Source organism: Romboutsia lituseburensis DSM 797 (assembly GCF_900103615.1).
In the GTDB taxonomy this organism is placed as follows: Bacteria; Bacillota; Clostridia; order Peptostreptococcales; family Peptostreptococcaceae; genus Romboutsia_F; species Romboutsia_F lituseburensis.
Genome location: NZ_FNGW01000004.1, coordinates 289,502 through 303,465, shown reverse-complemented (window position 1 = coordinate 303,465; position 13,964 = coordinate 289,502). Strand labels below are relative to the sequence as shown.

The 13,964-nt window shown below is 30.0% G+C and carries 14 protein-coding genes and 1 pseudogene; all 15 read right to left on the bottom strand.

From position 1 onward, the window contains the following. Positions 1-13: 13 nt before the first annotated feature. The 15 genes and pseudogenes from BLP75_RS09765 to fliG all read right to left on the bottom strand — a co-directional run bounded on the left by BLP75_RS09765 (position 14) and on the right by fliG (position 13,880). On the bottom strand, positions 14-727 hold the full coding sequence (locus BLP75_RS09765; protein WP_092725672.1) for a sigma-70 family RNA polymerase sigma factor: 714 nt from the start codon (positions 725-727) through the stop codon (positions 14-16). A gap of 17 nt (positions 728-744) precedes the next feature. Further along, complete coding sequence (gene flhA / locus BLP75_RS09760; RefSeq protein WP_092725671.1) at positions 745-2,805, bottom strand: flagellar biosynthesis protein FlhA; 2,061 nt, start codon at positions 2,803-2,805, stop codon at positions 745-747. Between the two features lie 19 nt (positions 2,806-2,824). Further along, on the bottom strand, positions 2,825-4,660 hold the full coding sequence (locus tag BLP75_RS09755; RefSeq protein WP_242872416.1) for a fused FliR family export protein/FlhB family type III secretion system protein: 1,836 nt from the start codon (positions 4,658-4,660) through the stop codon (positions 2,825-2,827). A gap of 5 nt (positions 4,661-4,665) precedes the next feature. Further along, a complete protein-coding gene (fliQ, locus tag BLP75_RS09750; RefSeq protein ID WP_092725669.1) occupies positions 4,666-4,935 on the bottom strand; it encodes a flagellar biosynthesis protein FliQ in 270 nt (89 codons plus the stop codon). Between the two features lie 15 nt (positions 4,936-4,950). Continuing rightward, positions 4,951-5,619, bottom strand: coding sequence for a flagellar type III secretion system pore protein FliP (gene fliP / locus BLP75_RS09745; protein WP_092725667.1), 669 nt, complete (start codon positions 5,617-5,619; stop codon positions 4,951-4,953). Continuing rightward, positions 5,603-6,037, bottom strand: a complete 435-nt coding sequence (locus tag BLP75_RS09740; RefSeq protein WP_092725665.1) for a flagellar biosynthetic protein FliO — start codon at positions 6,035-6,037, stop codon at positions 5,603-5,605. Before BLP75_RS09740 ends, fliP begins: the two co-directional genes overlap by 17 nt. A 17-nt stretch (positions 6,038-6,054) precedes the next feature. Continuing rightward, positions 6,055-6,825 carry an OmpA/MotB family protein gene (locus BLP75_RS09735; RefSeq protein ID WP_092725663.1) on the bottom strand — a complete coding sequence of 257 codons (771 nt, stop codon included), beginning with the start codon at positions 6,823-6,825 and terminating at the stop codon, positions 6,055-6,057. Then, positions 6,815-7,624, bottom strand: coding sequence for a motility protein A (locus BLP75_RS09730; RefSeq protein WP_092725662.1), 810 nt, complete (start codon positions 7,622-7,624; stop codon positions 6,815-6,817). The genes BLP75_RS09735 and BLP75_RS09730 overlap by 11 nt, the downstream gene beginning before the upstream one ends. A 15-nt stretch (positions 7,625-7,639) precedes the next feature. Then, the gene (locus BLP75_RS09725; RefSeq protein WP_092725661.1) at positions 7,640-8,509 is read right to left on the bottom strand and encodes a flagellar hook-basal body protein; all 870 of its coding nucleotides are present in this window, start codon (positions 8,507-8,509) and stop codon (positions 7,640-7,642) included. A gap of 6 nt (positions 8,510-8,515) precedes the next feature. After that, positions 8,516-9,112, bottom strand: coding sequence for a flagellar hook assembly protein FlgD (locus BLP75_RS09720; protein ID WP_092725659.1), 597 nt, complete (start codon positions 9,110-9,112; stop codon positions 8,516-8,518). 18 nt (positions 9,113-9,130) lie between these two features. Beyond that, entirely contained in the window at positions 9,131-10,351 is a 1,221-nt protein-coding gene (locus tag BLP75_RS09715; RefSeq protein ID WP_092725658.1) for a flagellar hook-length control protein FliK, read from the bottom strand. A gap of 17 nt (positions 10,352-10,368) precedes the next feature. Continuing rightward, positions 10,369-10,806: a flagellar export protein FliJ gene (gene fliJ, locus BLP75_RS09710; protein WP_092725657.1), complete on the bottom strand. Its 438-nt coding sequence runs from the start codon at positions 10,804-10,806 to the stop codon at positions 10,369-10,371. Between the two features lie 15 nt (positions 10,807-10,821). Beyond that, a complete protein-coding gene (gene fliI, locus BLP75_RS09705) occupies positions 10,822-12,129 on the bottom strand; it encodes a flagellar protein export ATPase FliI (protein WP_092725655.1) in 1,308 nt (435 codons plus the stop codon). Beyond that, the gene (locus BLP75_RS09700; RefSeq protein ID WP_092725653.1) at positions 12,126-12,938 is read right to left on the bottom strand and encodes a FliH/SctL family protein; all 813 of its coding nucleotides are present in this window, start codon (positions 12,936-12,938) and stop codon (positions 12,126-12,128) included. Before BLP75_RS09700 ends, fliI begins: the two co-directional genes overlap by 4 nt. After that, positions 12,922-13,880 (bottom strand): annotated as a pseudogene (fliG, locus tag BLP75_RS09695) (flagellar motor switch protein FliG). The gene BLP75_RS09700 and the pseudogene fliG overlap by 17 nt, the downstream one beginning before the upstream one ends. Positions 13,881-13,964 lie beyond the last annotated feature (84 nt).

Sequence of the window (13,964 nt, the reverse complement as noted above, 5' to 3'; positions counted from 1 at the left end):
AACCTATCCTCCCTTAATCTATGTATTTTAACTTCTTCATTGCTAATCTTAGGTTAGCAATTGCTCTGCTATTTAATTGAGACACCCTTGATTCTGAAACGCCAAGCACTGCACCTATTTCTTTTAATGTAAGTTCCTCATAGTAATAAAGTGATAATACTAGCCTATCTTTTTCTTTTAATGTCTCTATAGCTTTTGCCATAATCTCTTGAAGTTCTTCATTTTCTATTATAGTACTTGGAGAAAGAGCTTCACTTTCTTTAATTGTATCTATAAGCTTCACTTCATTTTCATCATCAAAAATCACATTATCTAAAGATGCATTGTTTAAATTTAGCAATTTCGATTTTATATCATTTACTTCTTTTTTCGATATTCCCATATGCTTTGATACTTCATCTAAGCTAGGTTCTCTAAAAAACTTATTTTGTAGACTTTCAACAGATTTATTATATTCTTTTATTCTACTTACATAAGTTCTAGAAACAGGTGAATGCTTTCTTATTTCATCTATTATATAAGATGAAATTCTTATAGATGCATATGTAGAGAATTTAACACCTCTATTTTCATCAAATTTATTGCTTGCATCTATAAGACCCATTACACCATAGCTTACCAAATCCTCATACTCCATACCTATCTTATTAGTGTGGTATTTAGATGCAATATGCTTAACAAGAGGCATATTGCTCATTATAAGTTCTTCTTGTTCATATACCGTCAATATCTTCAACCCCCTTGTTATATATTGATTACACCTTGAGCTTTTATTTGAATATCACTTGGTACTTCATTAAGTGACAGTATCGTTACATGAGGGAATACCATCTCAACTAATTTTCTGAATGGTGCCCTTATTTTTGGAGATACTAATAATATCGGCCTATTATTGTTAAAGTTTATATTTTCAGTCATACTTTGTATATTTGTAAATATTTTATTAGTTGTATCTGGATCTACTGCAGGATATGTTCCATTGACAGATTTTTGTAGATTGTTACCTATTAGATTTTCAACTTCCATAGATAAAGTTGCTACTGTTATTGAATTACTTTCATCAACTAGCTCAGAACAAATACTTCTGCTCATGGCCATTCTTACATACTCAGTTAAAAGTTCTATATCTTTAGTATTTCTTGAATGATCAGCTAGTGTTTCAAGTATTGTAACTCTATCTTTTATAGCAATTTTTTCTCTTAAAAGATTTTGGAATACTTTTTGAACTTCACCTAAAGTCATTAAATCTGGTATTAGTTCTTCTACTACTGCACTATATCTTTCTTTAGTTGCATCAATTATAGCTTTAACTTCTTGTCTACCTATAAGTTCATGAGACTTTGATTTAATTATTTCTAATAAGTGTGTTACTAATATAGTTGTAGGATCTACTACTGTTAGTCCATATAATTCAGCTTCTTCAGCTTTATCTTTATTTATCCATAAAGCATCAAGTCCGAAAGTAGGTTCTTTAGTTTGTATACCTTCTATGTCTATACTCATTCCCATAGGATTCATGCATAATAACATAGTAGGCATAAGGTCATATATAGCGACCACATTACCTTTTATTTTTATACTATACTGATTAGGATTTAATTGTAAATTATCTCTAATTCTTATCGGTTGAACTAAAATACCCATATCAATTGCACACTGTCTTCTTACAGATACAATTCTTTGAAGTAAATCTCCACCATTAGATTCATCTGCAAGAGGTATTAATCCATATCCAATTTCAACTTCTATAGGTTCAACATTTATAAGAGATGAGACGTCCTCAGCAGTATCTATACTAGGTTCAACATCCTCTTCTTGATATTGAGCACTTTCTATTTCTTCAAGGGCTTTTTCTTTCTCTTCTTTATTTAATAAGAATGATATCGCTATTGCTGCTATCCCTAAAGTGAAAAATGATAATTTAGGAAGACCTGGTAAAAGTCCTAAAACAATTAAAACTACACCTGTCATTGCTATTGCAGTTGGCACAGATATTAACTGTTTTCCTAATAAACTACCAAAGTTTTCGTCACTATCAGCTCTAGTTACTAATATACCTGCTGAAGTAGATATTAATAAGGCTGGTATCTGACTTACTAGTCCATCCCCTATTGTAAGTCTTATATAAGTTTGAACTGATTCAGAAAAACTCATATCTAGCATTACTACACCTATTACTATACCTCCAAGTACATTTATAGTTGTAACTATTATACCTGCTATAGCATCCCCTTTTACGAATTTAGATGCACCATCCATCGCTCCGTAAAAGTCTGCTTCTTGTTGTAATTCTCTTCTTTTCTTTCTTGCTGTTTTCTCATCCATCATACCAGCATTTAAATCAGCATCTATACTCATTTGTTTACCTGGCATAGCATCTAATGTAAATCTAGCTGATACTTCAGATACTCTACTTGAACCGTTTGTTATAACTACAAACTGAACAATTATTATAATTAAGAATATTATTACCCCGACCACGTAATTTCCACCAACAACGAAACTACCAAAGGATTCTATTACGTTACCCGCATATCCTTGACCTAGTATAAGTCTTGTTGATGATATATTTAGACCTAGTCTAAATAAGGTTGTAACAAGCAATATAGTAGGAAATATTGATAGTTGTAGTATATTAGTTGAAAAAAGAGTAAGTAATAATATTAATACTGAAAATGCTATATTTATTGCTAACATAACATCTAGTAAAAATGGTGGAAGTGGTATTATAATCATTAATACGATTCCTAAGATACCAAACCCAACGAATATATCAAATCTTTTCTTGAAACTTAACTTTTCCATCTATAACCTCTTTTTATAACTATTTGTATTTATTTTTAATTTTATAAACAGCCACTAATACTTCAGCTACTGCTTGATACATTTGCTCCGGTATTTCTTGATCTATCTCAACCTCTTTGTATATAAGCCTTGCTAGCGGTTTATTTTCTATAATTGGTATATCATGTTCTTTAGCTATCTCTCTTATTTTAAAAGCAACTAAATCCGCCCCTTTAGCAACTACGACTGGTGTTGCATCTTTTCCTTGCTCATATTTAATCGCTATAGATATATGAGTTGGGTTAGTTACAATTACTGTTGCTGAAGGTACTGCTTGCATCATCCTTTGAGTAGCCATCTGTCTTTGCTTTTGTTTTATTTTCCCTTTAATATGAGGGTCACCCTCCATTTGTTTAAACTCTTCTTTGACCTCTTGTTTAGTCATTTTTAACTCTTTTTTGTGTGTATATTTTTGGTATGCATAGTCAAAAACTGATATAACTACTACAGCCAATACTATACTCGATAATAAACTTTTTATTAAATCTATTACAGTTTCCATAAGGTATGGGAGATAAATATCCCCACTTTTCATAATTCCTTCAAAATTTTTATTCATAAACGAATAACCTATATATAAAAGTACTGATATAATAGCAATACTTTTAACTAAGTTGCCTATTGCTTTCATAGAAAACATATTTTTAAATCCATTTATCGGATTTAATTTTGATAACTTAGGTTTTAATCCTTCTCCACTAAACATTAACCCTGTTTGTATTAAGTTTCCTATAACTCCAAATATCATTATAATTAATCCCATAGGTAAAAATATTATCATAAAAGAGGTCATAGTCTTCATAATTAAAACATTTAGCGTATTATAATTTATATTCGTTCCTAAATCTAAACTAAACATATTTACAATGAAGTTTTTTAATTCTACTATTATAAAATCAGACATCGTATAAACGATAAATAATATTGCTATAAGAGTTATTGCCGTTGTTACTTCCTTACTTTGTGCAACATTACCTTGCTTTCTTGCATCTTTTTTCTTCTTAGCAGTAGGTTCTTCTGTCTTGTCACCTCCTGCAGATAATATTATACCTACAGGCCCTAATGTGGTGGTCAGCATGTCATTGTTCATGCTAAGTAATGTTCCATCTAAAATTGATGGTATTTTGTTAAATAAGTTATGCATTTCTGTTATCATAAACGGCAATGCTATTATAAAAAATACAATTCCTACTAAAAGTTTTAATGGCATTCCTACAATCATTACATTTAATTGAGGTACACTTCTTGAAATAAGTCCCATTATTAAGTCAGTAATAATAAGAGATAACATTATAGGAACTGCTATTTTAAATCCTATTACAAAGTATTGTATAAATACATTTATTACATAGCTAAAGTTATTTGTAAGGATAGACTCTCCTATTCCAACTAATTCAAAGCTATGTTGTATGCCTTTAATCAGCATGTGATGGCCATTCATATTAAAAAATATTATTATTCCCATCCAGTACATAACATTTTTCATTAAAGTAGATTGTTCTTTAGTATTAGGATCATATATATTTGCCATAGCTAATCCTAATTGCTGATCTATTAAACTACCTGCTATTTGCAAGCTAGTAAAACATATGCTGGTTATATATCCCAAAACTAATCCAGTGATAGTTTCCATTGCTGCGCAATTAATTAAATCTGGTACTGTAGCAATATTTATGTCTATATCTATACCGTATGATATTATTAAAGACATAAACAAAGTAAAGCATACTTTAAACATTTTTGGAGTCCCATTTGGGAATATAACATTTATAGAAGCGAAAAATGTTATTAATCTAATAAATACAAGTACTATCACTTACATTACCCCTTTATAAAAGCTATCATAGTCATAATTTTATTTGTAAATTTTACAATTTCTTGTAACATCCAGTTTCCACCTACAACTAAAGTTATAGCTATTACTATTAGTTTTGGAACAAATGTTAATGTCTGCTCTTGTATTTGAGTTGTTGCTTGAAATATACTTACCAGTAATCCAACTACTAAAGATAAAATAAGTATTGGTCCTCCTACTAATAAACTTGTATATAATGCTTCTTTTACTATGCTCATTACCATATTTTCAGTCATAATTTTATCTCCTTGCTACGTAAAGCTTAAAAGTAAAGATTTAATTAATAGATTCCATCCATCAACCATTATAAATAGTAATAATTTAAATGGTAAAGAAATCATAGCTGGAGGAAGCATAAACATACCCATGGACATTAAAGTACTTGATACTACTATGTCTATTAATAAAAATGGTAGATATATTAAAAATCCTATTTGGAAAGCTGTCTTAAGTTCACTTATAGCAAATGCTGGTGCTAATACATAAAGTGGTATATTTTCTCTAGTTAATTCATCTTTATCTAGCCTTGAGCTTTCTGCAAATAGCTTTATATCTTCATCTCTAGTTTGATTTAATAAAAATTTCCTAACAGGTACTTGAGCTTTTTCTATCATCTGTTCAAATCCAATTTCTTCTTCTATATAAGGCTTTATCGCATTATTATTAATATCATTTACGGTCGGCGCCATTATAAAAATTGTTAGTGCTATAGCTACTCCTATCAATATTTGATTTGGAATAGATTGTTGAGCACCCAAGGCTGACTTTATAAACGAAAACGTAATAATTATTCTTACAAAACTTGTCATCATAAAAATAACAGTAGGTAACAACATTAAAAACGTTAAAACTATAAATAACTTTATTAAAGGAGTAAATTCTTGTTGATTATTTGCCATAAATTTAGCGAAGTCTTCCATATCTCTTCCCCTTTAAATTTAATTTATTTAATTTAAACTCATTTAAATTTAAGTTATCTGTATTAATGGTATTTGTGTTAGATTTTTTTAATCTAGATTTGCTTAAATTTAAATTAGCTATATCTACTTTAGATTCTTGTTTTAAATCCTGTATATTCTCAATCTCTTCTTTGCTTAATTCTTTAATTTTTTCTACCTTTGAAGGTGATGATACTAAAACACAGCCTTCATCACCTATTTTTAAAACAAACACATCAGTATCTTTACTTAAATTAGTTCTTTCTAGAACTTTTGTGTATTTATTATTTCCTATATTAGAAAAATTTGCCTTACTTAATTTAATTGAAGCCACTATCAAAACAATAATAATAGGCACAAATACTATTAAGTTTATTATATATTGCAATACATTATCCATGGCATCTCCTACTTTTACTATCTTTCAATCTTTGTTTGATTACTTTGTTTTTGATTCGCTTGTGTATCTTTATTGCCTTTATCACCTTTAACTTTTTGTTCCACCATTAATATATCAATTCTTCTATTTATAGCTCTATTTTCTGGTGTATCATTAGGTACTAAAGGTTTATACTCTCCGTATCCTTTAACAGAAAATCTCATAGGATCAATCTGTTTATCATGAACAAAATATGTTACAGCACTAAGAGCTCTTGCTGCTGATAATTCCCAGTTAGATGCAAATTCTTTATTATTCATAGGCACATTATCTGTATGACCTTCTATAAGTACATCATTGTCATGTTCATTTATTATAGTAGTTATTGTTTCGAGTACTTCTTTATTATTTTCTTTTAAATCTGCTTTCCCTGGTTCGAAAAGTATTGTCTCATCAAGCTGAAGAACAATTCCTCTATCTTCTTTTCTTAGCTTGATAACCTTAGTCAATCCATTTTTTTCTATTGTATTATTTAATTTTTTTGCTAAATCTTCATATTCTGTATTTCCAGATTTAGGGTCTTTTGTTTTAACTTCTAAATCCTTTATATCTTTAACTTCACTTACTTCAGTAGTTCCTTTTAATGATGACTTTAGGGCATGATTTAGTTGTTTTAATTTTTCACTATCTACAGCAGATATGGAATACAATAATATGAAAAATGTAAGAAGTAGTGTTATAGTGTCAGCATAGGTGTCCATCCAACCATTAGTATTTACATCATCACCTTTTTTCTTCCTACGCGGCATTTACACTATCCTCATTTCCATCTCTTGTATAATACGCTTTTCTTTCTTTTGCATTTAAGAAAGTTACTAATTTTTCTTCTATTGTTCTTGTACTATCACCATTTTGAATACTCATAATTCCTGATATCATCATTTCTAAAGCTTCTACTTCTTTTTCACCTTTACCTTGTATGTTATATCCTATTGGATTAAATATCCCATTTGCAAATAATGCTCCATAAAATGTAGTTATAAGGGCAACTGACATACCTGATGCTATATCATCAGGAGATCCCATGTCTACAAGCATCTGTATTAATCCTATTAAAGTCCCTATCATACCAAATGCTGGGGCATAAGAGCCCCATATTTTAAAGAACTTAGATCCTTGTTCATACATAGATTCTTTTGATGCTAACTCCGTCTCTAATATTTCCTTTACATTTTCTGGTTCTATTCCATCTATAACTAATTCTAAACCTTTTTTTAAAAATGGGTCTTCCATCTCTGAAACATCTTGCTCTATTGCTAAAACGCCATCTTTTCTTACTATTCTTGATATTTCCTTAAATTGATCTACTAAGTCCATCTTATATACATTATTAGATGTTATGCTTATTTTTACTGCTTTTGGTACTTGTTTTATATCATCAAGTGAAAATGTTATAAGTACTGCAGCAAAAGATCCACCTATTGTTATTGCTAATGAGGCCGGATCAACAAATGGTCTAATGCCTGTTTTTCCTTGTGAAATACCATATAAAACTACTCCGAATACTAATATTAATCCTATCGGAGTTAAAATATCTTGCTTTTTCATTTTACTCCTCCTCTACTATCTCTTAAGGTTTACTATTTCCTGTAACAACTCATCACTTGTTGTTATAACCTTACTTGCAGCTTGGAATGCTCTTGTTGTTACTATCATTTCTGTAAATTCTTCTGATAAGTCAACATTTGACATTTCTATAGCACCTTGGTTAATTTTACCCATTACTTCTGTCTTTATTGGGTCTCCAGAGTTCGCAGAAACTTTATAAAGGTTTCCTCCTAGAGCTTCTAATCCTTCTGGATTTTTAAATACTGCTACGTTTAATATTTGCTGAGTTCCCACTTTTATTGTTCCATCATCATTTAAAACTGGCATTTTAGTTCCATCTTCTAAAAGATAAGATATTTTTCCTTCTTTAGATATGTTAAATTGTAATACTCTTTTAGAATCTTTTGTTCCAGGAGCAACTGGATTTCCATCTTTATCTACAGCTTTAGGTATTTCTATAGGTTTATCATCAACCCCAACAACATAATACCCATCTGATGTAACTAACTTTCCATCCGCATCTAAACTAAATGATCCGTCTCTTGTATATGCATAATTATTTTCTGAAAGCTTAACTTTGAAGAAACCATCTCCATCTATAGCTAAGTCTGTTGGTCTACCTGTTGGTTGTATAGCTCCTTGCACCATATTCTTAAATATACCACTTACTTTAGTCCCTATACCAACTTGACCTGGGTTAACCCCACCTATTCCACCACCTGGTTGACTTGCATATATTGCATTTTGATATAATGCATCTGAAAATCTTGCTGCTGTCTTTTTATATGCTGTTGTACCTACGTTAGCAACATTGTTACCTACAACGTCCATTTTTGTTTGATTTGCCTTCATACCACTTATTCCTGAATACATCGATCTTAACATAAACTATTACTCTCCCTTATTTTTTGTATTTTCATCTGTTTCTGGCTCTGGTTTTGGTTCTGGTTCTGGCTCTATTTTTTCATTACTTACTTTTAATAACGCTCCATATGATACTTCTACTAATTCACCAGTTTTATCATCTCTGACATTAATATAAATAACACCATTTTTTATATGAGTGCTTTCAACCTTACCAGTCATTTTTTTAGGTTCTTCTTCAGAGTTTTCCATCCCCTCTTCAACTGGTGCATATGCTTCTATATTTTTTCCTATTAATGCTGTTGCTGATCCCATAGCAGAATTTATAAAAATTGCATCTGCTGCTCCCATAAGCTCCTCTAAACTATCATTCATTGACATCATTTGCTCTAGGCTATTGAACTGTGCAAGCTGAGTGACATATTGAGTTGGGTCTTGAGGACTAAATGGGTCTTGATTTTGCATCTGGGCAACAAGTAGCTTTAGAAATAAATCTTTATCATTTTCTTTTCCTTGCTCAATAATCGGAGTCCCATTTTCTGTTTTGCTAGCGCTTTTAGGTTGTTTTACTTCTTGTGTTGAAGTTTGTGTATTTAAATTTGTCCTAGTATTTATACTTGACATATTATCATTAGCCTCTCTTTAAATTAAAATATTTAGATTATCTTCATCTAATCTACTTTCAATAGAATCTTCTATATCTTCAATTATATTATTTATATTTTTATTTCTTCTTTTTTGATTTTGATGATTTTTTCTTTCAAACTCTTGATTTAAGTTATCTGAGAAAAACTTTTGATTGTCATTTTTTATATCTACAGATACTTCTTTAACTTTTATATTTAAGTCATTTAAATGTTTAACTATATCCCCTACATTTTTATTAACTAAATCAAACACATCATCTTTACTTATAGTTATCGCAACTTTAGTTTCTTCTGCATGCTTTATAAGTTTTATAGTCATTTCACCTAATTCTCTAGGGCTTATTTTTATGTTAATTTCCTCTAGGCCATTTGCTTTAAGGTATCTAACAGTTTTTACAACATCATCACCTATAAATTCTTGTCTTATTTCTTTAACAGGAGGATTAGTTATTACTTCTGTATTTTCATTAGTTGTAGATGTTGTCTGTACTCCAGGAGAAAGCATAAACTGATTATTATTTTTTTCTCCTAATATATCTTCTAATGTATTTAAGTCTTTATCTGATTCAGTTGTTTTTATTATGTTTGATTTAGTATTTAAAGTCATAATGTCTAATTGTTCATAAGAATTCTGTTCTTGTTTTTTATTAATTTGTGTAAAATCAATATCTAAGCTTTTGTTAGTGTCTTGAACTTTATTTTCTTCATTTAAAGAGTCCAAGACATTATTATTAGACTTTACATTATCTAAAGTCCCTTTATTTGAACTTTTACTATTTAATATCTCTTTAATCTTATTTAAAACTTCTTCATTTAAATTTTCAGGGCTAGTTAATTTCATTTCCCCAGATTTAACTAATGATTCAAGCAGATTATCTATATCATTACTTTGTAATTGATTGATATTTTGATTTTTAACAAAATCAACTAAATTATCTAATTTTACATCCGTATCTTTATCAAGTAAATTAAGTTTGCCCGACTCATCTATTTGACCTATTTGTTGAAGTAAATTCATCAACTGCTGAATTAAAGTGTAATCCACATCTTCTGTATTATCATTAGTGTTTAGTGTTAATTCAGAATCTTCAACATTGGTTTTTAAAGCATTTAAAAGTCCTTCAAATTGATCTTTACTTGATGAAGATGTACTGCCATTTGCACTTCCCTGAAAATTATTCATAATTTGCATTGAAATATTCAAATTCATATCCATCTTATTTCATCCTTTTATTATGCACTTGCATTATTTCTGATATATGCATATAATGCAAATTCATCATTTGTTATTTGTTCTATTCTTTCTTCTTCTTTTTTTAGTCTAAGCATTTCATTTTCCTTAAGAGTCTCTAATGATTTCCTCTTTATTTGTTTTTCTATAAAATCTTCTTTAGCCTTAGCTACTTTTACTTCTTCTTTTTCAAGTTGCTCGTTAGTCACTTTTATAGATTGCGTAAGTGATGATAAATAATTAATTGTTATCTTTTGAGTAACTACATCCTGAGCCTTACTTATATCTGAGTATTTTTTATAATTCATTTCTAAATTTCTTAAATTGTTTTCTATAATTTTTTTTTGATTTTGAGCCTGAGTATATCTTAATTTACTTTCCTCTTCATCTTTTATCTTTATATCTAATAACTTTTGTAGTTTAAACTTAAATCTACTCACTTACGTCAATCTCCTTTAGTCAAACATATTTATTAATAGTTCTTTACTAACATCAAATGGAGTACTTTCATTCACTCCCTGCTTTAAGTATCCATTTACAGTATCTATATACTTAATAGCATTATCTATATTTTTATTAGAGCCACTTTCATATGCTCCAATATTTATTAGGTCTTCTGCTTCTTTAAATGTTGCAAGTATATCTCTAGCATAAGATGCTGCTTTGTTATGTTCTTCTTCACCGATTTCTTTCATAAGTCTACTTACACTATTTAATATATCAATAGCTGGGTAGTGATTTTTATGAGCTAGTTGTCTTGACAATACTATATGTCCATCAAGTATACCTCTTACCGTATCTGCTATTGGTTCATTGAAATCATCACCATCAACAAGCACTGTATAGAAAGCTGTTATAGAACCTTTATCTGACATTCCTGTTCTTTCCATTAGTTTAGGTAACATTGCAAATACTGATGGAGTATAACCTTTTTGAGCTGGCGGCTCACCTATAGCTAGTCCAACTTCTCTTTGAGCCATAGCAAATCTTGTTACAGAGTCCATCATAAGTAATACTTTTTTACCTTGATCTCTAAAGTACTCAGCAATAGATGTAGCTGTTAATGCTCCTTTTAATCTAACTAAAGGTGATTTATCAGAAGTAGCACAAACTACAACTGACTTTCTCATACCTTCTTCACCTAAGTCTCTTTCTATAAAATCAAGAACTTCTCTTCCACGTTCTCCTATAAGGGCTATTACATTGACATCTGCTTCAGCTGTTCTTGCCATCATACCAAGTGTTGTACTTTTACCAACACCACTCCCTGCAAATATACCTATCCTTTGACCTTCGCCACAAGTTAAAAATCCATCAATAGCTCTTATTCCTGTAGGCATTATGTTAGTTATTCTAGGTCTTCTCATAGGATCTGGTGGTTCGTTAAACAAACTGTATCTTTCTCCTGATAATATGCTACTTTCATCTATTGGATTGCCTAGACCATCTAATATTTTACCTAAAAGTTCATCACTACATCTAACACTTAGAGGTATACCTTGAGCAACAACTCTACATCCAGGGCCTATACCTGCAAGTTCTCCTAAAGGCATTAATATAACTGCATCATCTCTAAATCCAACGACTTCACAATTTATAGGATTATTAAGATTGTTATACACTGTACATAACTCCCCTACAAATGCTTTTATACCTTCAACCTCTACTGTTAGACCTATAATTTTAGTTACTTTACCTTCACACATTACAGAAGGTATATCTTTAACTCTTTTAGTTATTTTTTCAAAATCTAAGTTAATCATAGTAACTCCTCTTTTATCTTTTCTATTACATGATCAATTCCAACGATTAATCTTCCATTTACATTATCAATAACTGCATTTCCTTGTTCTACAGATTCATCAGCTAAAACAAATACATCGCCGCTTACTTTATAGCTTTCTTTAAGAGTTAAAATTTGTTCATCTAAACTTTCTTTATATAATGGATTTGCTTTAACTACAAAGTTTTCTTTAAGTTCATACTCTTCTATAACACTTGTTATTAAACTATCCATAGAGTTTACATCTTCAAACTTTTCTCTTAAAACTTGCTCTGCTATACTTACACTTAGACCTAATATATTTTTCTTGTTTTCTTTCATATAATCTGAAACTGTGTTGTTAACTTCAAATAACACCTTATTAGCATTGTCTATTATTTGAGCTGCTTCAAATTTTGCTTTTTCAATATTTTCTTCGTACGCTTCTTTGTATCCATCTTCATAACCATTTTTTAAGCCTTGGCTATGTCCTTCTTCATATGCTTTCTTTTCTATATTTAAAGCTTCTTCTTGTGCATTTTGTAAAATTATTTCACTTTCTTCTTTAGCTTTTGTTAAAATTTCATCATATTTAGTCTGAGCTTCTTCTAATTTAAGTTGCATCTCTTCTCTTTTTCTTGCAAGCTCCTCTTCTAATTGAGCTTGCATTTGCATTTGAGCCTCAATCTGCTCTTGCTTTATGATTTCTTCTTCTGCTTGTGGATTATTTATAGTACTATGTCTTATGAGCTTTTTTCCTTTTATCTGAATATTTTCAGATTTTATAATGTTACTACACAATGAATTCATCGTCTGATCCTCTAGATAATGTTATTTCTCCAGCATCTTCAAGTCTTCTTATAACATTTACTATATTTTGTTGAGCTTCTTCAACTTGAGATATCTTAGTCTTACCTAATAACTCAATTTCTTCTCTAAGTGCTTGCGCTGCTCTTTGAGATTGATTTTTAAATATAGTATTTGCAACTTCTTTAGACGCTCCCTTAAGAGCATATGCAATATCTTTAACATTAACTTCTTTAAGAATTCTTTGTATAGCTGCATTTTCAAGCCTAACAATATCATCAAATATGAACATATTAGCTTTGATTTCCTCAGCTAAATCTTCATTATTTTCTTCAATAAACTTAATAATGCTCTTTTCTGTTTTTCTATCCACATTACTTAATATATCAATTAAGCTTTCTATACCGCCTGAACTTTCAAGTTCTCTTTGACCTAACTTAGAAAGTTTAGTTGTTACAGCTTCATCTATAGCTTTTATGATATTTGGTGACACAGAAGAGGTCCCACCTATTTTTAAAGAAACTTCATTTTTTATTTTATCTGGCAACTCACTTAAAATTTGAGCTGCTTTATCTGGCTGAATATGAGAAAGTATTATAGCTATAGTCTGTGAACTTTCTCCTTGGATACAAGATAATATTTGTTCTGGCTCAGCTTTTCTAGCTGCCATAAACATTTTAGTACATGTATCATATTTTATACCTTCAAGAAGTTTATTTGCTCTTTGATTACCTAAAGCTCCATTAAGTAAAGTTTGAGCAAAGTCTAATCCACCTTCTAATACAAAATCTTTTCCTTTGTTTAATTCTATAAATTCTTGAAGAATTTCTCTTCTCTCTCTTGCATTTACGGTGTGGATATTAGCTATCTCCACACCTATTTTTTGTATTTTTTATCAGGTAAGTTTTTAACTATACCTGCTGCCACATCAGTTCCTAATGTCATTAAAAGTACAGCAGCTTTTCTTGCACCAGTAACTTTTCTAACTTTAGGAATATCTCCTAAATCAAAGGCATTTCCTGCTTTTGC

Bases quoted from the DNA above. Each gene is read 5' to 3' on its own strand.
- flhA (WP_092725671.1), bottom strand. From the start codon at position 2,805: ATGGAAAAGTTAAGTTTCAAGAAAAGATTTGATATATTCGTTGGGTTT.
- fliQ (WP_092725669.1), bottom strand. From the start codon at position 4,935: ATGACTGAAAATATGGTAATGAGCATAGTAAAAGAAGCATTATATACA.
- fliP (WP_092725667.1), bottom strand. From the start codon at position 5,619: ATGGAAGACTTCGCTAAATTTATGGCAAATAATCAACAAGAATTTACT.
- BLP75_RS09740 (WP_092725665.1), bottom strand. From the start codon at position 6,037: ATGGATAATGTATTGCAATATATAATAAACTTAATAGTATTTGTGCCT.
- BLP75_RS09735 (WP_092725663.1), bottom strand. From the start codon at position 6,825: ATGCCGCGTAGGAAGAAAAAAGGTGATGATGTAAATACTAATGGTTGG.
- BLP75_RS09730 (WP_092725662.1), bottom strand. From the start codon at position 7,624: ATGAAAAAGCAAGATATTTTAACTCCGATAGGATTAATATTAGTATTC.
- BLP75_RS09725 (WP_092725661.1), bottom strand. From the start codon at position 8,509: ATGTTAAGATCGATGTATTCAGGAATAAGTGGTATGAAGGCAAATCAA.
- BLP75_RS09720 (WP_092725659.1), bottom strand. From the start codon at position 9,112: ATGTCAAGTATAAATACTAGGACAAATTTAAATACACAAACTTCAACA.
- BLP75_RS09715 (WP_092725658.1), bottom strand. From the start codon at position 10,351: ATGGATATGAATTTGAATATTTCAATGCAAATTATGAATAATTTTCAG.
- fliI (WP_092725655.1), bottom strand. From the start codon at position 12,129: ATGATTAACTTAGATTTTGAAAAAATAACTAAAAGAGTTAAAGATATA.
- BLP75_RS09700 (WP_092725653.1), bottom strand. From the start codon at position 12,938: ATGAATTCATTGTGTAGTAACATTATAAAATCTGAAAATATTCAGATA.